Origin of the sequence: Nitratireductor aquibiodomus (genome assembly GCF_900105565.1) — a bacterium.
GTDB classification, from domain to species: Bacteria; Pseudomonadota; Alphaproteobacteria; order Rhizobiales; family Rhizobiaceae; genus Nitratireductor; species Nitratireductor aquibiodomus.
On sequence record NZ_FNSL01000001.1, the window covers coordinates 1,125,631 to 1,147,147 of the forward strand.

A 21,517-nucleotide genomic window follows, 5' to 3' on the forward strand; every position below is an offset into this window, starting at 1 on the left:
AAGTCATGAAACGCTTCCTGAAGACGGGCATTCTCTCGCTGGCCGTCGCGGCCACGACGCTCGGAGCGATCTCCACCGCCGATGCCGGTCACCGCCATCGTCACCTGAACAACAACAGCGACGCGATTGCTGCCGGCGTGATTGGCCTGGCCGCAGGCGCCATCGTCGGCGGGCTCATCTCGGAGTCGCGCCGCGGCGACGATCGTGTCTATATCGACCCGCCCTATCGTCCCGACTACCAGCCTGTCTATCAATACCGAGAGCGCCCAGCATACCGCTACCGGGAACGCCCGGTCTATCGCGAACATCCGGTTCGCTATCGGTCGGCGATGGAGCCATGGTCGCGCGAATGGTTCCGGTACTGCTCCAACCGCTATCGCAGCTTTGACGGCCGCACCGGCACCTTCATGGGTTATGATGGCCAGCGGCATTTCTGCCAGCCGCGCTAATCTCGGAGTTCCCTGCCCCGAGACGAAATGAGGCCGGGCTCAGCCCGGCCTTTCTTCATGAAAAGCTGGATGTGGAGTTTGCGAACGCATCCAATGGACACTCAGGGAAAAAACGAAGAACCGGCACTCGGACACTACAGCGCCGCGCGTCTTATAAGACGCGCAAAGGACGCTGTAACACTTTCAAATGATGCATGTTCGTTGTCTTTCAAATGAATTCATTTGAAAGCGACATGCATTAGCAACGCATACTGGACCCGGATCGCGGCTACCCGCAGATGTTCACGATCACTCCGTACGGAAAACAATCAGTAGTTGATTTTTTGACGCACTGTCAATCAATGCATGAAGAACCGCACAGGCTTTTGAAAGTGGTCATGGCGGTGAAAACCCTCGCTTCGACGAAATCGGCCTCCGGTTCCGGCAAAACACCGATAACGCGCCTGATCTGAAGATCGCCAACCAGAAGGCCGAGAAACTGTTCTGCAGCGGTCGACGGAGACGATGCTGCAAGACTGCCTTCCTCACATGCCCGGCGAAGCAGTTCTTCGACGAGCGGCGCCACGGCATTGCGCCCGCCAGCGGCAATCGCCGCGCCCAGTTCTCCACTTTCATCGGCGGCAGCGGCACGGTTGAGAGCAATCGCCCTCTCACCAAGAAGCATGGAGAGGAGAACCGGGGCAACGTTCTCCAGACATTCCAGCGGATCGTCCCCCGCCTCGATTGCCCGCAGCAAGGCTTCGCGTGTTTCACGCGCATTCGCCTCGACCATCGTTTTGAAGAGGCCATTCTTGTCGCCATACCAGCGATAGAGCGTTTCGTTCGACGCCCTCGCCTCCCGGGCAATGGCCAGCATCGACGTTCCACCATAGCCCCTTTCGCGCAGGAGCCGATAGGCGGCACGCTCTATCTGAGCCTGGCGTTCTGCTCTCGTTTCCTCACGCATGCACATCTCCCGCCGTCTTGACAGCTACCGTACACAAATGTACGAAATTAGAAAGTGTACATACATGTACGGCTTCTGGAGGCATGGCGATGCGCAGCCTGATCACGGGACTTTCGGTAACCGCTGTCCTTTTCTCCGGGGCGATCTTCGGGTTCTTCTATGCTTGGGTGTGCTCGACCATGTGGGGCCTCGACCAGGCAGACCCGCATGTGGCGATCGCGGCCATGCAGGCGATGAACGCCTCGGTGCGCAATGCGGTTTTCTTTCCGGCCTTTTTTCTGACGCCCGCGGTCCTTGCGCTGGCAGCGCTCGTGATCTGGCGCGACGGGCAAAGGAGCCCGGCTTTCTGGATCGCTGCGAGCGCCGCGACCTACCTGATCTTCGGTCTCTTTCTGACAATGACGGTCAACGTGCCGATGAACGAGGCGCTGGCTCTGATTGCGGTGCCGGACGAGATTGAAGCGGCAGAAGCGATCTGGTCCGACTATTCTTCACGCTGGCAGTTCTGGAACCAGACGCGAACGGTCGCATCCGGCATTGCGCTGGCGCTTGCCGGCTATGGAATTGCCCGGCTCCGTACAGACTGAACGCGAAACTATACGAGAAACGGGTTCGAGCGCCGTTCGTCCCCGAAGCGCCCGCCGGGGCCATGACCGCACAGGAAGCCGATATCGTCACCGAGCGGCAGCAGCTTCTCCCTGATCGAACGGATCAGCGCATCATGATCGCCGCCCGGCAGGTCGGTACGACCGACCGAACCGTTGAAGAGCACGTCGCCCACATGCGCGAAGCGGGCTTTGCGGTTGAAGAAGACAACGTGGCCCGGCGCATGCCCCGGGCAATGCAGAACCTCGAACTCATGCTCACCGAACGACACCGTCTCGCCTTCGCTCAGATAGCGGTCGGGCGTGACATTGCGCACGGACTGATCGAGGCTGAACATGCGCGCCTGGTTTTCCAGGTTGGCCAGAAGCTCCCGGTCGTCCTCGTGCGGTCCGATCAGCGGCACGCCCAGCGCCTCCTTGAGGTCCATCGCGCCACCGGCATGATCGATATGACCATGGGTCAGCCAGATCGATTCAACGGTAATGCCGTTGTCGTCAATGGCTGCGCGAATGCGATCCACCTCGCCGCCCGGGTCGACCACAACGCCAATCTTGATATCTTCGTCGAAGAGAATGGTGCAGTTCTGCTGGAATGGCGTCACGGGAATGACACCGGCACGGAGATTGCCCATGAAGCCCTCTTGTTCGTGGCCCGAAACGCGGGGGCCGGAAATACGAAACGGGCAACCGCCCCCGGCTGCCCGTTTCAGAGAATTGATGAAAATCAGCTCTTGTTCATCGCGCCCATAACAGCGCCGACAATGCCGGTCAGAACGCCACCACCGACAGCGCCACCGACAGCATCGCCCAACAGGCCGCTCAGCGCACCGGCATCGCCACCCATGCTAGAAAGCAGAGCACCGCCGCCAACGCCGCCAATGACGCCACTCAATATCTTGGCGCCGTGACCCATCGCGGCCTTCTTGACGACTGAGCCGATTGCCTCACCGCCAAGAATGCCAGTCACAGCCTGCACGATAATAGGAAGTAGAGCTTCCATGTCCGGTCCCTCTCAAAGAGCCGACCTCCAAGGGCCGGCCCGCCCATGAAAGCGCGATTCCGGCCCATGTCAAATAAGAGGCTGTGAATATTCGATGAAGTAACCTGCAGTTGCGGCCGCTTACTGGGCCGCCACAGACAGTTTCGGGCGCACTTCGTTGGCGTAATCATTCATCAGCAAACGCGTGATTTCGCCCACTTCGAAGCGGTAAGGGCCGATCTCGGAGACAGGCGTGACCTCGGCAGCGGTGCCGCACAGGAAACACTGTTCAAAACCTTCCAGCTCTTCCGGCATGATCGCACGCTCGACCACTTCGATGCCGCGGCGGCGGGCAAGATCGATCACCGTGCGACGGGTGATTCCATCGAGGAAGCAGTCAGGTGTCGGCGTGTGCAGAACACCGTCCCTGACGAAGAAGATGTTGGCGCCCGTCGCCTCGGCGACCTGACCGCGCCAGTCGAGCATCATGGCGTCGGCATAGCCCTTTGCCTCGGCCGCATGCTTGGAAAGCGTGCAGATCATGTAAAGGCCGGCGGCCTTGGATTTGGACGGTGCGGTGCGCGGGTCCGGGCGGCGATACTCCGCCATGTCGAGGCGGATACCCTTCAAGCGCTGCTCCGGGTCGAAATAGCTCGGCCACTGCCAGATGGCGATGGCAAGGTTGATGCGGTTGTTCTGCGCCGAAACACCCATCATCTCGCTGCCGCGCCAAGCGATCGGCCGCACATAGGCATCGGCAAAGCCCTGGCGCGCCAGAAGCTCACGGCATGCATCGTCGATTTCCTGCACCGACCACGGGATGGTGAAGCCCAGAATGCGAGCGGATTCATGCAGGCGTTCGGTGTGTTCGGTGAGCTTGAAGATCTCGCCGCCATAAGCACGCTCGCCCTCGAACACGGCGCTGGCATAGTGCAGGCCATGGGACAATACGTGAATCTTCGCATCTGCCCATTTGACGAATTCACCATTGAGCCAGATAAAGCCCTCGAGCTGATCAAAAGGAACCGCTGCCATGTAACCTCTCCCGCCGGTCCGTTTCCGTGGGACCGGGCAAACCGAAAATACCGCCCGTGGGCGACGCCTTCAATCGTCACAGCCTATGCGCTACCAAAAGGAATTTGAAGGATGTTCCGAAAAATGACCTTCAGAGTACCTTTTCGTTCGTGCCGGGACGAAAACATTGTCAAAAATTACCACGCCTTGAAATTATGTCAATAAGACTGACATAATTTCTTCGTCAATCGACCGAAACGACCGGAAGCAGCCCAAGAGCATGACCGACGCCGACCCGATCAAAACCCCGCTGACACTGGATGACGGCGTAGATTTCGCCATCATTGAGCACCTGTTCTTCGCCTACAGGGATTTCACCGCCGACCCGGACGCCATCCTTGACGAATACGGTTTTGGACGGGCGCATCATCGGGTCCTGCATTTCGTCAACCGACTGCCGGGGCTGACAGTGGCGGAGCTGCTGGAGGTCCTGAGGATCACCAAGCAGAGCCTGGCGCGGGTGCTGAAACAGCTTATCGACGATGGGTATATCGTGCAGGTCCCAGGGCCGCGCGACCGCCGCCAGCGCGAACTCTACCCGACACAAAAAGGGCGCGACCTGGCGCTGGCGCTGGCACTGCCACAGTCCCGCCGCATCCGTGCGGCACTTGAAGAGGCGGAACCGGGCGACAGTGCCGCGGTGGAGCGTTTTCTGCGCGCCATGGTGAACCCGGAACTGCGCGCCCAGATGGACAAACTGCCCAACGGACGCTCTAAGTAGAAGACGCATGGCACATCGGACACATCGGGCACATCGGTTGAGGAGATCGTCACAATGAGCGAAACCGGCAATCTCGAGAAGGACCACACTGTCCTGAGCGATGATGCGCCGCATTTGCTGGTGGTGGACGACGACACGCGCATTCGCAGCCTGCTCAACCGGTTCCTGCGTGAAAACGGCTTCCGGGTCACCATTGCTGGCAACGCTGCCGAGGCACGCCGCAAGCTGGTGGGCCTCGATTTCGACCTCGTCGTGCTCGATGTGATGATGCCGGGAGAAGACGGCGTATCGCTGACCAGATCTCTGCGCGAGGAAAAGGACACGCCGATCCTGATGCTGACGGCGCTGTCGGAAACCGACAGCCGCGTCACCGGGCTGGAAGCCGGCGCCGACGACTATCTTCCCAAACCGTTCGACCCACGCGAGCTGGTGCTGCGCATCAACAGCATTCTGCGCCGCAGCACGCCACAGTCCACTCCGAAGGTGGAACAGGTGGTGTTCGGCCCCTACGCCTTCCAGATCGCCAAGCGCGAACTGAAGCACAGCGGCAAGCTGGTGAAGCTGACAGACCGGGAACGCGACATCATGGTCATATTCGCCGAAAGGGCCGGCGAGACCGTGCCGCGGCACGAACTGGTGGGCGAGGACTCGGAAGTGGGCGAGCGCACGATCGACGTGCAGATCAATCGCCTGCGCCGCAAGATCGAGCGCGACCCGTCCAACCCGGTCTACCTGCAGACCGTGCGCGGCATCGGCTACCGGCTGAGCGTCGAGTAACCCCGGCGTCAGACGGCGAGAGACTGGTAGTTCGCAATATCGGCTCGTATGCCGAGGCGGTCCATCATCTCATGGCGGTCAAAACCGGTTTCTGAATGCATGCGCGCGACGGCCTCGCCCGCGCGCACGATCGCTTCGGGCCCTTCCCACTCGACCATGGTGACGAAATTGAACTCGCCCGGCCCCGACGCCTGTTCGAGAATGATGTCCCCCAGAAAGCCCGCCTGCTGGCGCAGGAGGGTGTGCGTGGCGGAAACGCGCTCGAGAAACTCTTCGCGGGCCGGCGCCGGTACGGCAAATTTATCGACCCGATAGATTGCATTGGCGGAAGGCGCGGTTTGCGGGCGTGCGGACATGGTGTCTCCTTGAAGGACAGATGGAACGGTGATGCGGCGCACTCTCGAAGTTCAAGTTGACTTTAAGTCAAGAGGTCTTTCGCTGCGCCCGGTGCTTTTTCCTGCCTGCACGCGGCGTCGCGTTGTCCGCATGTGTGCAGCGCACGGAAAAGCTGTTTCCTCTTGCGCGTCCAATGCATAGGATCAGACCGGATTGCAGTTCGGGAATGGATGCCCGCAAGGGCGAATGGCGGAATTGAACATCAGACCAGATCAGAAGACGCCGGCCGGGAAGATCACGCCATTGGCGCGCTTCAGACAGGCATTCGGGGCGATGCGCAGACCGTGGCGACGGTTCTGGCGCATCGTTTCGCGCTACATGCCCAAACAGCTCTATGCGCGCTCGCTCATCATCGTGATCGCGCCGATGCTGCTTTTGCAGTCGGTCATTGCCTTCGTTTTCATGGAACGCCACTGGCAGACGGTCACGCAGCGGCTAAGCCAGGCGGTCACGCGCGACATCTCCGCCATCATCGACATGATCGAGACCTATCCGGGCAATGACGGCTATGCGCAGGTCATCCGCATCGCCCAGGAGCGACTTGCGCTCAAGATCGACCTTCTGCCGCCCGACCCCCTGCCCGCGCCCGGCCCGAAACCGTTTTTCTCCATCCTCGACCAGACGCTCGGCGAAGAGATCACCCGGCAGATCAACCGGCCCTTCTGGCTCGACACGGTGGGCAATTCGAACATCATCGAAATCCGCATCCAGCTTGAAAACCAGGTTCTGCGCGTCTTTGCCAGACGCAGCCAGGCCTATGCTTCGAACACGCACATTTTCCTTCTGTGGATGGTCGGCACCTCGCTGGTGCTGATCGCCATCGCGGTGGCGTTTCTGCGCAACCAGATTCGCCCCATCCTGCAACTGGCGGCCGCCGCGGACAGTTTCGGCAAGGGGCGGCCGACACCAAGCGACTTCAGGCCGCGCGGCGCGGAAGAAATCCGCCGCGCCGGCAGCGCCTTCCTCTTGATGCGCGAAAGAATCGAGCGCCAGATCGAGCAGCGAACGGCCATGCTGACCGGCGTGAGCCACGATCTGCGGACCATCCTGACGCGCTTCAAGCTGCAGCTTGCCGTGGCCGGCAGCAAGGAAGACATCGAAGCGCTCAACCAGGACATCGAGGACATGCGCTCGATGCTGGAAGGGTATCTGGCTTTCGCCCGCGGCGAGGCGGCGGAAGACCCCGGCGCGTTCGATCTGGCCGCGTTCTTCGACCGCGCCGTGGAGGAAGCCGGCCTGCGCGACTGCACGCTGAAGGTCGAGACCTTGGGCAGCACGCACCTGCACGCACGACCCAATGCCTTCAGCCGGCTTCTGAACAATGTGATCGGCAATGCATTCCGCTACGCTTCCAATGTGGAAATCACCGCGCGCAACACCAATGGAACGCTGACCATCACCGTGGACGATGACGGGCCCGGCATTCCCGCTGACATGCGTGAAGACGTGTTCAAGCCCTTCGTGCGGCTTGATGAAGCGCGCAACCAGGACGAAAGCGGTACGGGTCTCGGCCTTTCCATCGCCCGCGACATCGCCCGCAGCCATGGCGGCGACGTGACGCTGGACGACAGCCCGCTTGGCGGACTTCGGGCGGTGATCCGGGTACCGTCCTGAGATTGAAGGTGCGGAGGGGCCGGGCCTTCTGAAGCGCGGGTCAGGCTCGATGAAACCGGCCGTCAGAATGCGGAGTGCTTGTAAAGGTCCAGGTGCATGATCGTATTGATCGTGTCGTCGGTGTGCTTCCTGATCCCGTCTGCCTCACTCTGACCGGCGGTCTCGTTGCCAGCGGAGGATCCGCTGCTCTCGCTTAGGGCGACGGCGCCGGCCGCAAGCAGGCCCATGAGGAAAGCCATGCGCTTCTTGCGCTCGATCGGAACCTGAATTTTCCGTTCGACATAGGCGATCCTTGCGGCCGCGCCCGGCGTGCCCTTCTCCTCCGCGAGGAGATAGAGATTGAGCGCCGTGTCCCAGTTTTCCTCAACGCCCACTCCATGTTCGTAAAAGCTTCCAAGCAGGAGGATCGCGGGGCCGTGTCCGAGGCCGGCAGCGCGCTCGATATATTCGAAAGCGGGCCCCTCCTGCCTCGACATCACACTCCTCTCATTCCCCTCGTGAGCGTACACAAAGCCCTTTATGTGAATTTGGCCGATCTGGTAGAGGACGTCCGGATCTCCGGTCTCGGCGAACTGTTCCTCAAGGGCTGCCAGCGTCTCTTCCCTCTCCCTGAAAGCCTGCTCATGGCGCAGATCGCTGGCCCATTCCCGCTCCACACGCTCGATTTCCGAAAGAGCTTTTCGATACCCCGCCTCAAGAGCCGGTTTCAGAATCTCGAGCTTCTCTTCATGAGTGAGCGTTTGCACGTCCGTGCGTGTCTCCACCTGCTTACCATCGGCCATGTGGTAGTGATAAAGCTCTTCGGGCACTTTCGTCCGCACCAGCTCGACACGCGCGGGGAGATGGCCTGACTTGACTGCCTGCGTAAACCACCATGCAGCCTCCCCCGTCAAAACCGGGGGCAGGCGAATGCCCAGGTAATCATGGCATCCGTCCCGCAGGCAAAGGCCCAGCTGATACTGAGCATCAGCATCGCCGCCCTCAGCCCTCGAAACCAGCCCCAGAAAAGCCTCACGCCCCCCGGATACATCTTCTCGCAGCTTTTCCCGGGTGATCCGCACCGGCTCCAGACGCTTCAGCAGTCCATCAAAATCAAACGCAAGCGCCTGACTTACAAACGCTCCATGGAGAAGGCCGCCTATGAAAAGCACCGACGTCAGTCCCGGCCGGATATTGATTGCGCGCAAGGCAGCCTCCACAGACCAGATGCAGTCGCTCACGAAGAGCCATTGAACGAATGTTCGCCCAAATTAGAACGAGCAGGCAGTGACGTGTCAACGAGGCGGCACCGCGGTATGCGTCAGCGCACGGCTGGGCGTGGTGGATGATCCAGCTCAAAGACCAGTGTCTGCATATCATTGGCATCAACACGGATGCGTCGGGCGCGGATCATGAACACAATGGTCTCGTCGCGCCCCGCCAGTTCAACGAAATCGCCCTTGCGCGCCCATTCACCAAGGCTGAGGCGGTCGAGCTGCGTCGCCAGCCCCGCAGTCTCGGCCCTGCGGCGCGCCGCGCTGGTCAGTTCGATGATCGTCTTCAAGCGCATGTCTCCTGCTGTCGATAACCCTGCGGAAAGAAGGCCATGCTCTTGACCTTTCGCCCACGAAAGATTGCACGTTATCCTTTCGTCTAACACACTGAGTCGCGACCGGGCCACAGACGCATGATTTTCCCGGCCGCCCATTGCAAGGAGAGGGCTCATGACCTCACGCTACGCAAAAATCGCCATGACGCTGGCACTCGCTGCCTTCGCATTCATGGTCACCTTCAACAACATCACGGACTACGGCTCGAACTTCGCGTTCGTGCAGCATGTGTTGAGCATGGACACGACATTTCCCGGCAATGCGGCCATGTATCGGGCCATCACCTCGCCGACCCTGTGGCATGCCGGTTACTGGCTGATTATCGCCGGTGAGGGCCTGACCTTCGTTCTCCTGCTTCTGGGCGGGCTTAGAATGTTCGGCGCGCGCAGCGCTTCAGCTGCCGAGTTCCAGGCGTCCAAGAAACTGATGATCGCCGGCGCGACGACCGGCTTTCTCGTCTGGTTCTTCGGCTTCATGGTCGTCGGCGGCGAATGGTTCCTGATGTGGCAGTCCGACACCTGGAACGGCCAGGACGCGGCCTTCAAGTTTTACGTGGCCATCGTCGGCGTCCTGATCTTCGTCAACCAGCGCGACGACGAAGTCGCCTGACGCGACAGCGATGTTTCTGGCAACATGCCATTGCGGGGCCGTGCGGATGGAAACATCCGCACGGCCCTTGTGGTTAACCGACTGCAATTGCTCGATCTGCCGCAGGCTCGGTGTTCTCTGGCTTCACTGCAGTCCTGCCGAAGTGACCTTCCTGTGCGGCGAAGACGACACCGTCGCCTATGTGCAAGGCGACAGGACGCTCGCAATGCACCATTGCCCCACATGCGGGTGCACGACGCACTGGCTCCCGATTGGTGAAGGCAACCGCATGGCCATCAATGCGCGGCTGATGGAGCCGAGTGCGATCGCCGGCCTGCGCATTCGCCGTTTCGATGGTGCGGACAGATTTGATTATCTGGATTGAGACAACGCGCTGGATGAACGCTTATTCAAATACGATTGATATCAGGATGGATTGTGTCCGCGCGGGTACAGGCTTCTACCGGAGATGGGAAGCGCCAGGGCGTTGGACTGGAAAATGAACCTGATTTTTCCGGATGCTTCGGTGCACCATCCGGGTTTCAAGATCGCCATATGCCTCCGAATGGGCACGGGACGACCTAATGCAGGCGGCTGCCGTTGGGCACTTTCCCGTCGCATCCGGCCAGAACGATGGCGCCATTTTCGTCTGAGAACCCCATGACAAGGATTTCCGACATGAACTTGCCGATCTGGCGCGGCGGGAAATTGACCACCGCCACCACCTGCCGTCCGACGAGAGTCTCCGGCGTGTAATGGACGGTGATCTGCGCTGACGATTTCTTGATTCCGATCTCCGGACCGAAATCGACCTTGAGCTTGATGGCAGGCTTGCGGGCTTCCGGATAAGGCTCTGCCTCGATGACGGTGCCGATACGGATATCCACCTTCAGGAAATCGTCAAAGGTGATTTCCGGGGCCATTTCCGATGACATGCCCGCTCCCCTGCTTGCGACCTAAGCGTTGCCGTAGGTCTCGAACAGCACGCTGTTCAGGGCTTCCTGCGCCGTACTGCCCGACCAGATGACATACTGGAACGCCTGATAATAGCACTCGCAGGCTTCCAGAGCGCTGTTCAGCATGGTCTCGACCTGCTGGCCCGTTGGCTCGACGCCACCGGCAAGAACGAGCGCCTGGCGGAACATCACCACATTCTCGCGCTCCCAGAGATCGAAATGGCCGAACAGCATCTGTTCGTTGATGAGCGAAAGGAGCCGCATGACTTCCAGAGTACGCTTCGCGGGCACCTTCAGGTCAAAGGCGCAGGCCACGTGCAGCGCCTCGAATTCCTCCATCCAGGAGAAGGACACGTTATAGTCGGTCCATGTGCCGGCCACGGCGATGGCGATCTCGTCGTCGCCATTGCGCTCGAAGCTCCAGTCATTGGTGTGCGCGACATGTTCGATGACATCGACGGGATGCGCATCACGGGTCATGTCGAGTTCAAGAAGGCTCATTAATCTGCTTTCCCGTATCTGGAGGCGCCGCAACACCCCGCAAGAATCCACAGCGGAAATGATCTTCCGCAAGACGTTTCAAACCTGAAACACAGTGTGGAGCGACAACGACAACGCATGGAACTAACGCGGGCCCGCCCCTGCCCGACTGCATGACCAGTTACGAATCACGCTGTAAATTCAGTGTATTGATGCAGAGTCGCGTGACCAGACCTTTTTTGCCGAAAGGCCAAGGGGTGTGTGGATAGAAACACCGCGCGGCATGGGGCGGCGCGGCGTAAGCGACTCTCGAACAAGGATTTTTCGACGCCATACACAGGCGCCGGTAATAAAAAATTATTTTTTCGCCCGGGTGGATGACGCCGGTTTCGAATCAGATTTCGCAGGTTTTGCGGCACCGCTGGCGGCGAGTTGTGCCTCCAGCGCTTCGATACGGGCGGTCAATGCGGCGTTTTCCTCCCGCGCTTTCAGCGCCATTTCACGCACCATTTCGAACTCTTCGCGCTGGACGACGTCCATCGAGCTGAGAATGCGTTCAGCCTGTGCCTGAAAGGCAGTCTCGACCTCGCGGCGCACGCCCTGAGCGGCACCTGCGGCATCGGTCATCAGCTTGGCGAATTCGTCGAAGATTCGGTTGCTTCCGTTGGTCATGGCTCGTTTCCCAGATTGAACCTTTGACCTAGTGGGCACCGGCTCCGAATGCAAGGCAAACCGCGCCTTGACCTTGCCCGGATGCTCCGCAATACCTGCGGCAAGTGAGTTTTATGCGCCGGGAGGCCCGATTGACCGACTTTCTGATGTTGCCTCTGGCCGCCCTGCCCTTTCCCGCAATCGATCCGGTGGCATTGCAACTGGGGCCGCTCGCAATCCACTGGTACGGGCTCGGCTATGTGGTCGGCATCCTCGCCGGCTGGTGGTATGCGCGCCGGCTGGTTTCGAACGAGCGCCTGTGGGCAGACGGCAAGCCGGCGATGACGGTCACGGATCTCGACGATTTCGTTCTCTGGGCCGCGATCGGCATCGTAGCCGGCGGGCGGATTGGCTATATTCTCTTTTACGACCTGCCGCGCTACATCGCGAACCCGCTCGACATTCTCGCCGTGTGGGAGGGGGGCATGTCGTTCCATGGCGGGCTGCTCGGCGTCACGCTCGCCATGCTGCTCTTCGCCCGAAAGCGCGGCATCAATGCCTGGAGCCTGTTCGACACGATTTCGGCGGTGGTGCCGATCGGGCTTGGCCTCGTTCGTGTGGCCAATTTCATCAATTCGGAGCTCTGGGGCCGGGTGACGGATGTGCCCTGGGCCTTTGTCTTTCCCAATGGCGGGCCGGAGCCGCGCCACCCGAGCCAGCTCTATGAAGCAGCGCTCGAAGGGCTGGTGCTTTTCGTGGTGCTGCGCCTTCTCACCCATAAAGGGCTGAGGCTGAAGATGCCGGGCTTCGTCGCCGGCGCGTTCGTGTGCGGCTACGGCCTCTCGCGCATCGTGGTCGAATTCTTCCGCGAGCCTGACGCGCATATCGGCTATCTGGCCGGCGGGTGGCTGACCATGGGGATGGTGCTTTCGCTGCCCATGGTTCTTGTGGGCGTGTGGGCAATGCTGAGGGCGCGGGCCGCAGCCCGATGAAAACACTGAAGGATCGCATCAGGGCGCAGATCGAAACGGCGGGGCCAATGAGCATCGCCGACTATATGGCGCTTTGCCTTTTCGATCCCGACGAGGGCTATTACACGACGCGCCAGCCCTTTGGCGCCGATGGCGATTTCACGACCGCGCCGGAGATCAGCCAGATGTTCGGCGAATTGTGCGCCGTCTGGCTCTATACGGCGTGGAAGGAGAGCAGCGCACCGAAAACGCCTGTTGTGGCCGAGATTGGCCCCGGGCGCGGCACGCTGATGAAGGACATGCTACGGACCTGGGCGAAAATCGACCCCGCGTTCAGAAAGCAGATGCGGCTTTTCATGATCGAAGCGAGCCCCCGGCTGAGCGACGTGCAGCGCAGGACGCTTGGGCTTCCGGAAGGTGAAGTGGCATGGATCGCCGATCTGGACGCTTTGCCGGAAGGGCCGCTTTTCATTGTTGGCAATGAGCTGTTCGACGCCATCCCCATTCGGCAATATGTGAAGGTTGGAAATGCCTGGCGCGAACGCGTGGTTGGCCTTGATGCGGAAGAACGGCTTGCGTTCATGGCAGGTGCCGGCTCTGCGGACCCCGCTCTGTTACCGCCGGGTGCAAATAACGCGCCCGAAGGGGCGATCGTGGAACTCGCACCGGCACGCAATGCGCTAATGGCCCGCATCGCCGAACGCATCGGCCGAAAGGGCGGCGCCGGTCTTTTCATCGATTATGGCTATGCGTCACCCGCCCCCGGCGACACGCTGCAGGCCATGCGCGGCCACGCCTATCAGAATGTATTGAAGGCGCCGGGCAAAGCCGACCTGACGGCGCATGTGGATTTCTCCGCCTTGGCGGGTGCGGCAAAGGAGCGGGGTCTGACCGCCGAGCTGATGAACCAGGGTGACTTTCTCATCGGCCTCGGCCTGCTTGAGCGTGCCGGACGGCTGGGCGCTGGCAGAAACGCCACGGAGCAGCAAGCCATTCGCAACGATGTGGAGCGGCTCGCCGGCCCCGACCAGATGGGAACGCTGTTCAAGGTGCTGGCCGTAACGCCATCCACAGTGGCGGTTCCCCCATTCGCCTCAGCGCATTGACTTGATTTCGCCCCTGCCCCACCATCCCGCCGCTTGAGAACATCTGAAAAGGCGGCGCATGCTTGACACGACGAGGCCGGAACCCCTGCGGTCCCCGCTACTGGACCGTGAGCGGGAGAATGGTGTGAAGCATGGCTTCTTCACCCGGGCGGGCGGCGTTTCGACGGGGCTCTATCAAGGGCTCAATGTGGGCTATGGCTCGGGCGACGACCGCGAGACGGTGACAGAGAACAGAAGGCGCGTGGCCGAATGGCTAGGTGTCGACGCAGATCATCTTCTGACCGTTCATCAGGTGCATTCGCCCCATGCCGTCATTGTCGATGAACCCTTTGCGGGAGACCGCCCCGAGGCCGACGCAGTGGTGACCAATCGGCCGGGACTGGCACTGGGTGCACTGGCGGCTGATTGTGGGCCCATTCTGCTCGCCGATGGCAAGGCGCGGGTGATCGCGGCTGCCCATGCCGGGTGGAAAGGGGCGCTGACCGGCATTCTGGAAAACACCATCGCGTCGATGGAACTGCTGGGCGCGGAGCGGGAAAACATCACCGCCGTGCTTGGTCCCTCCATAAGCCAGGAAAACTATGAGGTCGGGCCGGAATTCGTGGAGCGTTTCGTCAACCACAACCCGGCAAACCGGGACTGGTTCCGCCCGTCGCCCAAGGCCGGGCATGCGCTTTTTGATCTCAATGGCTACACGGTGGCGCGGCTGACGGCGGCCGGCGTCCATGCCGTGCAGATCGGGCGTTGCACCTATAAAGAAGAAGAGCATTTCTATTCCTATCGCCGCGCCACGCATCGCGGTGAACGGGACTACGGACGCCAGATTTCAGCGATCATCCTGGAGGACATTTGATGGCGCTTCATTTTGACCAGGCAGAATTCGATTCCCGGCGCGATCGTCTCGTCATCGAAATGGCCGAGCGCAAGCTCGACGCCATGCTGCTTTTCGCGCAGGAGAGCATGTACTGGCTGACGGGTTACGACACGTTCGGCTTCTGCTTCTTCCAGTGCCTTGTCGTGAAGGCCGATGGCTCGATGGTGCTTTTGACACGCTCGGCCGATCTGCGTCAGGCGCGGCACACCTCCACCATCGAAAACATCGTCCTGTGGACAGACAGGCACGACGCCAACCCGGCCGTCGACCTGCGCAATCTTCTGAACGATCTCGACCTGCTGGGTGCCCGGATCGGTGTCGAATACGACACGCATGGCCTCACGGGCCGCAGCACCCGCCTGCTTGATGAACAGTTGCAGACATTTGGCAAGATCGAGGACGCGTCAGACCTCGTCAGCCGGCTGCGGCTGTTCAAGAGCGAGGCAGAGATCAAGAAAGTGAAACGCGCCGCAAAGCTCGGTGACGAAGCGCTGGATGCAGCTCTGCCGCTGATCAAACAGGGCGGCGACGAGGCCGCGATTCTAGCCGCCATGCAAGGGGCGGTGTTTGCCGGCGGCGGTGACTATCCGGCCAATGAATTCATCATCGGTTCGGGCGAGGACGCACTTCTGTGCCGCTACAAGGCGGGCCGGCGCAAGCTCAACAAGAACGACCAGATCACGCTCGAATGGGCCGGCGTCTATCACCACTATCATGCGGCGATGATGCAGACCGTGCTGACGGGCAAGGTCTCGAAAAGGCATCAGGAGCTTTTCGACGCGGCACGCGATGCGCTGACCGCGGTGCAGAAGACGATGACACCGGGCAACACGTTCGGCGACGTGTTCGACGCGCATGCGCGCGTGATGGAAACGCATGGCCTGACCAAGCACCGGCTGAACGCCTGCGGCTATTCGCTGGGCGCGCGGTTCTCGCCGTCCTGGATGGATCCACAGATGTTTTATGCCGGCAATGAAGAGCCCATCGCGCCGGGCATGACGCTGTTCGCCCACATGATCATTATGGATTCCGACACGGGCAGCGCCATGTGCCTCGGCCGCACCTATCTGACCACCGAAGACGACCCCGAGCCGCTTTCGCGCTACGGGCTGGACCTTATAACGAGGTGAAGGCAATATGCCGCGCAGGATCGAAGCCATTGAGGGGGGCTGCGGTATTTTTACAAAGCGCGCCATAACGGGCATCGCCATGTTGAGCTTTGCCGGCCTTGCCGGCTGCAACACGGGTTCCATGCTCGATCTGAATTCCGGACCGACACCGGCGGGCACAGTGCCCGGTGGGCAGACCGGGCTTCAGCAGCAGCCGACCGAAACCGCCCTCGCCTTACAGACGGACGCGGCGAACGAGACTGCGGCAGCCCCCCTGCAGGCCGTGACCACCAGTGAGCGCATCCAGTTTGCCCCGGTGATCGGCGCGACCGCAGAGGCCGTGCCGGCCCTGTCGCGGCGTCTGGAGGCCCGTGCCAGACAAAGCGGCATCGCCATTGTACCCCAGGGCGGCAGCGCCTCCATGGTGATGAAAGGCTACTTCTCGGCCATCGCCGATGGCGGCAAGACGACCGTGATTTATGTATGGGACGTGCTCGACCCGTCGGGCAACCGGCTGCACCGCATCCAGGGCCAGCAGGCTGCGCCCGGCGGTCAGGGCGACGGCTGGTCTTCCGTCACCAGCGCCACGATGGAAGCCGTGGCAGACTCGACCATCAGTCAACTGTCCGCATGGCTGGCGCAGCGGCAGGGCTGATTTTTTCGGGATTTCATCGTGATTCTTTCCTCAGGCGCTTGCAATAAAGCCTCACCCCGTTAAAAGCGCGGTCAAGCGTCAAGGCGTTCTCCGAGGACATTCCATGAAGCTCTTTGCGGGCAATTCCAACCGGGTTTTGGCAGAGGCCGTTTCCCGCTATCTCAACATTTCTCTTGGCAAAGCCACCGTGCGACGGTTCGCCGATCAGGAGATATTCGTCGAAATCCAGGAAAATGTGCGCGGCGAGGACGTTTTCGTCCTTCAGTCGACCGCCTATCCGGCCAACGATCACCTGATGGAACTTCTCATCATGATCGATGCCTTCCGGCGCTCTTCGGCCCGGCGCATCACTGCGGTGCTGCCCTATTTCGGCTATGCCCGGCAGGACCGGCGCACATCGGGCCGCACGCCGATCTCGGCCAAGCTGGTAGCCAACCTGATTACCCAGGCAGGCGCCGACCGTGTTCTGACGCTGGACCTTCATGCAGGCCAGATCCAGGGCTTCTTCGACATCCCGACCGATAACCTTTTCGCCGTGCCCGTGATGGCACGCGACGTGAAGGCGAACTATACGCTCTCCAATGTGATGGTGGTTTCGCCGGATGTCGGCGGCGTGGTGCGTGCCCGCTCGCTGGCAAAGCGCATTGATGCGCCGCTTGCCATTGTCGACAAGCGCCGCGACCGGCCGGGCGAATCCGAAGTGATGAACGTGATCGGCGACGTGAGCGGCAAGGATTGCCTGCTGATCGACGACATCGTCGATTCCGGCGGCACGCTTTGCAATGCGGCCGACGCGCTGCTGAACAACGGCGCAACCAGTGTGACCGCCTATATCACGCATGGCGTTCTTTCGGGCGGCGCGGCAGCACGCATCTCCGGATCGCGGCTGAAGGAACTGGTGATCACCGATTCCATCCAGCCGAGCTCGGCAGTGGAAGCGGCGGAAAACATCCGCACCATCACCATTTCCGACCTTATCGGCGAAGCAATTTCGCGCACGGCGACAGAAGAATCGGTCTCGAGCCTTTTCGACTGATCGCCTTCCCGCAAGCATGAAAAAGCCGGCCACGCGTGCCGGCTTTTTTGTTGGCCAAGCCGTCCACTCAGGCAGCAGCGCGCTCCTGCGCAACACCGACCCAGGCAGAGAGCCTGTCGACAAAGCCGGACAGGAAAGCCCTTGTGTCTTCATTGGCGATGTCATTGTTTTCATCGACCAGGCCCGGCTTCATCTGCAGATAGACCTCCGGGCTCGTCATCAGCGTGGCACCGAGGCTGACCATGATCGAGCGCAGGTGAATCTGCGCTGCGATCGCCCCCATCGCGCCCGGGCTGGAACCGACGACCGCGGTCGCTTTGCCGGTCCAGCTGTTCTGGCCCCAGGGCCTAGACGCCCAGTCAATCGCGTTCTTGAGAATGGCAGGGATGGAGCGGTTGTGCTCCGGTGTAACAATGAGAATGCCGTCAGCCGCTGCAACGCTGTCCTTGAGCTTTTGCGCGGATGCCGGGTATTCCGCGACGTCATCGTCGTTGTACATCGGCAAAGCGGCGAGATCGAAATATTCGAATTCCAGGCGCCCATCGGCCAGCTTTTCCAGCGCCTCGGCGAATTTGCGATTGATCGACTCCTTACGGTTGGAGCCGACGAGAACCAGTATTTTCTTCATTTTTCATTCCTCTGTCCGCCCGGGGTCAAATTCCCGGTGGTATCCTTTGGTAACCGCCCCTATATCTGGCAGAGGAAAACGGGTTGCAAGAAGGCACCTTTATGAAACCACGTCACGGCCACATCTCGGAGAACTGCCGCCCCATCAGCGAAATCCTGTCGCTGATCGGCGACAAGTGGACATCCCTGATCATAGAGCGGCTCAATGAGGAGCCGTTGCGCTTCAACGAATTGAAGCGGCGCGTGAACGGCATTTCGCAGAAAGTGCTGACAAGTTCGCTGAGAGCACTCGAGCGCGATGGCTTTCTCGAGCGGATCGAACATCCCACCGTTCCCCCGAGCGTCGAATACCGGCTGACCGCCTTTGGCCACGAGCTTGCAGAACCGCTCTCGAAACTGAAGCAGTTCGCTCTGAAAAACGCCAACAGGATGGAGGCCGCGCGGGCTGCCTATGACGCGCGTAGCGGCTCCGGCGAAAGCGGGGGCAGGCAACCGCAGCCGATACAGCCGGCGACCATGGTCTGAAAGGGCTTGCGCCCTTGCGCACGCCCCCTGCATCGGCTATAGACCCGCCGTCCGCGTAGACACCCTTGGAGGCAACGCGGACGGAAGTCCGTCCGATCGATTTCAGTATTCAGGCAGTGCTTCATGCGCCGCCTGTGTGTCATTCGGAAGGCTTTCACGTTCTCGGGTTTACCCGAGAGCGCTCCAAAACATGAAAGGATAGGCCATGAGCCATCAGAGCTACGAGCTGAAGGCCGAGGCGCGCGAACGGGTCGGTAAGGGGTCCGCCCGGGCTATTCGGCGCAACGGTAAAGTTCCTGCCGTGATCTACGGCGAGAAGGATGCCCCGCTTTCCATCACGCTTCCCTACAAGGAAGTGTCAATGAAGATTTTCGGCGGCGGCTTCCTCACCACGATTGCCACCATCGACGTCGACGGCAAGAAGATCCAGGTCCTTCCCAAGGACTATCAGCTTGATCCCGTCCGCGATTTCGTCATGCATGTGGACTTCCTGCGCATCGGCAAGGGCACGGTCGTTACCGTGAACGTGCCGGTTCACTTCATCAACGAAGAGACCGCTCCGGGCATCAAGCGCGGCGGTGTTCTCAACGTTGTGCGCCACGAGGTCGAGTTCACCTGCCCGGCAACGGCGATCCCCGATTACATCGAGGTCGATCTGGACGGCATGGATATCGGCGATTCCGCTCATATCTCCGCCGTCAAGCTGCCAGCAGGCGTTGAGCCGACCATCACAGACCGCGACTTCACCATCGCAACCATCGCAGCCCCGGCCGGCCTGAAGTCGGAAGAGTCCGAGGCTGAAGAAGGTGCGGAAGAGGAAGCAGAGGTCGAAGAAAAGGAGGGCGAGGGCGAGGAGTAATCCTCCCCTTTCCTGCAAAACCTCATGCTGCTTATTGCAGGGCTCGGCAATCCCGGCCAGCAATACGAACGGCACCGGCACAATGTCGGTTTTATGGCGGCGGACGCGATTGCGCGCCGCCATAGTTTTTCGTCATGGTCAAAAAAGTTCAACGCGCTGGTGGCCGAAGGCCGCCTTGGCGGCGAGAAGGTGCTGCTCATCAAGCCGCAGACCTTCATGAACCTTTCCGGCCAGGCGATCGGCGAAGCCATGCGCTTCTACAAGATCGATCTCGACGATCTGATCGTGTTTTATGACGAACTCGACCTCGCGCCCGGCAAACTGCGCATCAAGACGGGCGGCGGCTCGGGCGGCCACAACGGCATCAAGTCGATCGACGCCCATTGCGGCAAGGACTACCGCCGCGTGCGCATCGGCATTGGGCACCCCGGCGACAAGGCGCGTGTGAACGCGCATGTACTGGGCGATTTCGCCAAGGCGGACCAGCCATGGCTTGAACCGATGCTGGACGCCGTTGCAGACAATATCGCAATGCTTGCCGAAGGCGACGAATCGGGTTTCATGAACCGTATCAGCCTTGCGGTGAAGGGTACCGGCGCAGAGCCGGGTGAAAAACGGGACAGCAAGCCCGCCAAAAAACAGAGCCACATCCGCCAGGCGCGGCAGAAGGGGCCTGCAGCCCCCCTCCCCGAAAGCGGCCCGATGGCGGCCATGCTCAAAAAACTCCTCGGCCAGAAGGAATAGGAAATGGGTTTCAAATGCGGCATCGTCGGTCTGCCCAATGTGGGCAAGTCGACGCTCTTCAACGCGCTCACCAAGACGGCCGCCGCGCAGGCTGCCAACTACCCGTTCTGCACGATCGAGCCCAACACGGGCGAAGTGGCCGTGCCCGACCCGCGCCTGAAGAAGATTGCCGGCGTCACCGGTTCCAAGGAGGTCATCCCGACCCGTATTTCCTTCGTGGACATTGCCGGCCTCGTGCGCGGCGCCTCCAAGGGCGAAGGGCTGGGTAACCAGTTCCTGGCCAACATCCGCGAAGTGGATGCCATCGTGCATGTACTGCGCTGCTTCGAGGATGACGACATCACCCATGTGGAAGGCCGCATCGACCCGGTGGCGGATGCCGAGACCGTCGAGACGGAGCTGATGCTCGCCGACCTCGAAAGCCTGGAACGGCGCACCCTGCAGATGCAGAAGCGCGCGACCGGCAAGGACAAGGAAGCCCAGGCGCTTCTGCCCATGATGGAGCAGGCGCTGGCGCTGCTGCAGGACGGCAAGCCGGTGCGTGTGTTGCTCGACGGCATCGCAGCCGAAGACCTGAAGATCCTGCGTGGTCTGAATCTGCTTACCTCCAAGCCCGTGCTCTATGTGTGCAATGTGGCTGAAGGCGACGCTGCCGAAGGCAATGCCGAGAGCAGGCGTGTGGAAGAAATGGCAAAGGCCCAGGGCGCGATGACGGTGGTGATTTCCGCCGCCATCGAGGCCGAGGTGGCGCAGCTTTCCGACGAGGAGGCAGCCGAATATCTGGAGGCGATGGGACTGGAAGAGCCTGGCCTCGACCGGCTGATCCGCGCCGGCTACGAACTGCTCGACCTGATCACCTTCTTCACCTCCGGCCCCAAGGAAACCCGCGCGTGGACCGTGCAGAAGGGCGCCAAGGCGCCGCAGGCGGCAGGCGTGATCCACACCGATTTCGAACGTGGCTTCATCCGCGCGCAGACCATTGGCTACAGTGATTTCGTGACGCTCGGCGGTGAAGTGGCCGCACGCGACGCTGGAAAGGCCCGCGACGAGGGCAAGGAATATGTGGTGACGGACGGTGACGTGATGCTGTTCAAGTTCAACACCTGATCGCCGGGACAGCCGACAGGACAAACATGGTCTTGACGGCGTGGCGATAGCCGGAAATCTTCGTTCCCGGTTTCAGGGA

At 60.9% G+C, this 21,517-nt stretch carries 28 protein-coding genes; 17 read left to right on the top strand and 11 right to left on the bottom strand.

Annotated features, from left to right (window positions below; translation table 11 throughout):
* The first annotated feature begins 5 nt into the window (after positions 1-5).
* Positions 6-449, top strand: a complete 444-nt coding sequence (locus tag BLW55_RS05320) for a BA14K family protein (RefSeq protein ID WP_090327270.1) — start codon at positions 6-8, stop codon at positions 447-449.
* 334 nt (positions 450-783) lie between these two features.
* On the opposite strand, the gene BLW55_RS05325 is transcribed toward BLW55_RS05320, so the two are convergent.
* Complete coding sequence (locus BLW55_RS05325) at positions 784-1,395, bottom strand: TetR/AcrR family transcriptional regulator (RefSeq protein WP_090327272.1); 612 nt, start codon at positions 1,393-1,395, stop codon at positions 784-786.
* Between the two features lie 89 nt (positions 1,396-1,484).
* Between BLW55_RS05325 and BLW55_RS05330 the strand changes: the two genes are divergently transcribed.
* Complete coding sequence (locus BLW55_RS05330) at positions 1,485-1,982, top strand: anthrone oxygenase family protein (RefSeq protein WP_090329893.1); 498 nt, start codon at positions 1,485-1,487, stop codon at positions 1,980-1,982.
* Between the two features lie 8 nt (positions 1,983-1,990).
* On the opposite strand, the gene BLW55_RS05335 is transcribed toward BLW55_RS05330, so the two are convergent.
* The 3 genes from BLW55_RS05335 to BLW55_RS05345 form a co-directional block, all read right to left on the bottom strand.
* Complete coding sequence (locus BLW55_RS05335; protein WP_090327276.1) at positions 1,991-2,632, bottom strand: MBL fold metallo-hydrolase; 642 nt, start codon at positions 2,630-2,632, stop codon at positions 1,991-1,993.
* Positions 2,633-2,724: 92 nt separating this feature from the next.
* Positions 2,725-3,000, bottom strand: coding sequence for a hypothetical protein (locus BLW55_RS05340; protein WP_090327280.1), 276 nt, complete (start codon positions 2,998-3,000; stop codon positions 2,725-2,727).
* Between the two features lie 120 nt (positions 3,001-3,120).
* Positions 3,121-4,014, bottom strand: coding sequence for a branched-chain amino acid aminotransferase (locus BLW55_RS05345; protein ID WP_090327283.1), 894 nt, complete (start codon positions 4,012-4,014; stop codon positions 3,121-3,123).
* 259 nt (positions 4,015-4,273) lie between these two features.
* Here BLW55_RS05345 and BLW55_RS05350 point away from each other — a divergent pair, with 259 nt between their 5' ends.
* The gene (locus BLW55_RS05350; RefSeq protein WP_065815439.1) at positions 4,274-4,774 is read left to right on the top strand and encodes a MarR family winged helix-turn-helix transcriptional regulator; all 501 of its coding nucleotides are present in this window, start codon (positions 4,274-4,276) and stop codon (positions 4,772-4,774) included.
* Between the two features lie 54 nt (positions 4,775-4,828).
* On the top strand, positions 4,829-5,551 hold the full coding sequence (locus BLW55_RS05355) for a response regulator (RefSeq protein WP_007010437.1): 723 nt from the start codon (positions 4,829-4,831) through the stop codon (positions 5,549-5,551).
* An 8-nt stretch (positions 5,552-5,559) separates the two neighbouring features.
* Here the strand turns inward: BLW55_RS05355 and BLW55_RS05360 are convergent, their stop codons facing one another.
* Positions 5,560-5,907, bottom strand: coding sequence for an antibiotic biosynthesis monooxygenase (locus BLW55_RS05360; RefSeq protein ID WP_007010436.1), 348 nt, complete (start codon positions 5,905-5,907; stop codon positions 5,560-5,562).
* A 313-nt stretch (positions 5,908-6,220) separates the two neighbouring features.
* On the opposite strand from BLW55_RS05360, the gene BLW55_RS05365 reads away from it, so the two are divergent.
* Entirely contained in the window at positions 6,221-7,561 is a 1,341-nt protein-coding gene (locus tag BLW55_RS05365; protein ID WP_007010435.1) for a sensor histidine kinase, read from the top strand.
* 62 nt (positions 7,562-7,623) lie between these two features.
* Here the strand turns inward: BLW55_RS05365 and BLW55_RS05370 are convergent, their stop codons facing one another.
* Together BLW55_RS05370 and BLW55_RS05375 are read right to left on the bottom strand one after the other, a co-directional pair.
* Positions 7,624-8,748, bottom strand: coding sequence for a tetratricopeptide repeat protein (locus tag BLW55_RS05370; protein ID WP_143038418.1), 1,125 nt, complete (start codon positions 8,746-8,748; stop codon positions 7,624-7,626).
* A 113-nt stretch (positions 8,749-8,861) separates the two neighbouring features.
* The gene (locus tag BLW55_RS05375) at positions 8,862-9,104 is read right to left on the bottom strand and encodes a hypothetical protein (protein WP_244508993.1); all 243 of its coding nucleotides are present in this window, start codon (positions 9,102-9,104) and stop codon (positions 8,862-8,864) included.
* 160 nt (positions 9,105-9,264) lie between these two features.
* Here BLW55_RS05375 and BLW55_RS05380 point away from each other — a divergent pair, with 160 nt between their 5' ends.
* Both BLW55_RS05380 and BLW55_RS20750 read left to right on the top strand, forming a co-directional pair.
* Positions 9,265-9,759, top strand: a complete 495-nt coding sequence (locus BLW55_RS05380; RefSeq protein WP_007009913.1) for a DUF2165 family protein — start codon at positions 9,265-9,267, stop codon at positions 9,757-9,759.
* Between the two features lie 10 nt (positions 9,760-9,769).
* Positions 9,770-10,123, top strand: coding sequence for a GFA family protein (locus BLW55_RS20750; RefSeq protein WP_177175024.1), 354 nt, complete (start codon positions 9,770-9,772; stop codon positions 10,121-10,123).
* A gap of 196 nt (positions 10,124-10,319) precedes the next feature.
* Here the strand turns inward: BLW55_RS20750 and BLW55_RS05390 are convergent, their stop codons facing one another.
* The 3 genes from BLW55_RS05390 to BLW55_RS05400 all read right to left on the bottom strand — a co-directional run bounded on the left by BLW55_RS05390 (position 10,320) and on the right by BLW55_RS05400 (position 11,846).
* Entirely contained in the window at positions 10,320-10,673 is a 354-nt protein-coding gene (locus BLW55_RS05390) for a tRNA-binding protein (protein ID WP_210180064.1), read from the bottom strand.
* A gap of 21 nt (positions 10,674-10,694) precedes the next feature.
* A complete protein-coding gene (locus BLW55_RS05395) occupies positions 10,695-11,195 on the bottom strand; it encodes a type III secretion system chaperone family protein (protein WP_007009910.1) in 501 nt (166 codons plus the stop codon).
* Positions 11,196-11,531: 336 nt separating this feature from the next.
* A complete protein-coding gene (locus BLW55_RS05400) occupies positions 11,532-11,846 on the bottom strand; it encodes an accessory factor UbiK family protein (RefSeq protein WP_090327290.1) in 315 nt (104 codons plus the stop codon).
* A 146-nt stretch (positions 11,847-11,992) separates the two neighbouring features.
* Here BLW55_RS05400 and lgt point away from each other — a divergent pair, with 146 nt between their 5' ends.
* The 6 genes from lgt to BLW55_RS05430 all read left to right on the top strand — a co-directional run bounded on the left by lgt (position 11,993) and on the right by BLW55_RS05430 (position 17,576).
* Positions 11,993-12,817, top strand: coding sequence for a prolipoprotein diacylglyceryl transferase (gene lgt, locus BLW55_RS05405; RefSeq protein WP_425286773.1), 825 nt, complete (start codon positions 11,993-11,995; stop codon positions 12,815-12,817).
* On the top strand, positions 12,814-13,902 hold the full coding sequence (locus BLW55_RS05410; protein ID WP_090327296.1) for a class I SAM-dependent methyltransferase: 1,089 nt from the start codon (positions 12,814-12,816) through the stop codon (positions 13,900-13,902). The genes lgt and BLW55_RS05410 overlap by 4 nt, the downstream gene beginning before the upstream one ends.
* A 58-nt stretch (positions 13,903-13,960) precedes the next feature.
* Entirely contained in the window at positions 13,961-14,755 is a 795-nt protein-coding gene (pgeF, locus tag BLW55_RS05415; protein WP_090327298.1) for a peptidoglycan editing factor PgeF, read from the top strand.
* Entirely contained in the window at positions 14,755-15,906 is a 1,152-nt protein-coding gene (locus BLW55_RS05420; RefSeq protein ID WP_007009904.1) for a M24 family metallopeptidase, read from the top strand. Before pgeF ends, BLW55_RS05420 begins: the two co-directional genes overlap by 1 nt.
* Positions 15,907-15,913: 7 nt before the next feature.
* Positions 15,914-16,540, top strand: coding sequence for a hypothetical protein (locus BLW55_RS05425; protein WP_007009903.1), 627 nt, complete (start codon positions 15,914-15,916; stop codon positions 16,538-16,540).
* 103 nt (positions 16,541-16,643) lie between these two features.
* Positions 16,644-17,576, top strand: a complete 933-nt coding sequence (locus BLW55_RS05430; RefSeq protein WP_007009902.1) for a ribose-phosphate pyrophosphokinase — start codon at positions 16,644-16,646, stop codon at positions 17,574-17,576.
* A gap of 67 nt (positions 17,577-17,643) precedes the next feature.
* On the opposite strand, the gene BLW55_RS05435 is transcribed toward BLW55_RS05430, so the two are convergent.
* A complete protein-coding gene (locus BLW55_RS05435; RefSeq protein ID WP_090327300.1) occupies positions 17,644-18,204 on the bottom strand; it encodes an NADPH-dependent FMN reductase in 561 nt (186 codons plus the stop codon).
* 101 nt (positions 18,205-18,305) lie between these two features.
* Between BLW55_RS05435 and BLW55_RS05440 the strand changes: the two genes are divergently transcribed.
* The 4 genes from BLW55_RS05440 (at position 18,306) to ychF (ending at position 21,438) form a co-directional block, all read left to right on the top strand.
* Positions 18,306-18,728 (top strand): winged helix-turn-helix transcriptional regulator, encoded by a 423-nt coding sequence (locus tag BLW55_RS05440; RefSeq protein ID WP_025030748.1) that lies wholly within the window; start codon positions 18,306-18,308, stop codon positions 18,726-18,728.
* A gap of 205 nt (positions 18,729-18,933) precedes the next feature.
* A complete protein-coding gene (locus tag BLW55_RS05445) occupies positions 18,934-19,587 on the top strand; it encodes a 50S ribosomal protein L25/general stress protein Ctc (protein WP_025030747.1) in 654 nt (217 codons plus the stop codon).
* Positions 19,588-19,611: 24 nt separating this feature from the next.
* Positions 19,612-20,331, top strand: a complete 720-nt coding sequence (gene pth / locus BLW55_RS05450) for an aminoacyl-tRNA hydrolase (RefSeq protein WP_090327302.1) — start codon at positions 19,612-19,614, stop codon at positions 20,329-20,331.
* A 3-nt stretch (positions 20,332-20,334) separates the two neighbouring features.
* Positions 20,335-21,438, top strand: a complete 1,104-nt coding sequence (gene ychF / locus BLW55_RS05455; protein WP_090327304.1) for a redox-regulated ATPase YchF — start codon at positions 20,335-20,337, stop codon at positions 21,436-21,438.
* Positions 21,439-21,517: the final 79 nt, after the last annotated feature.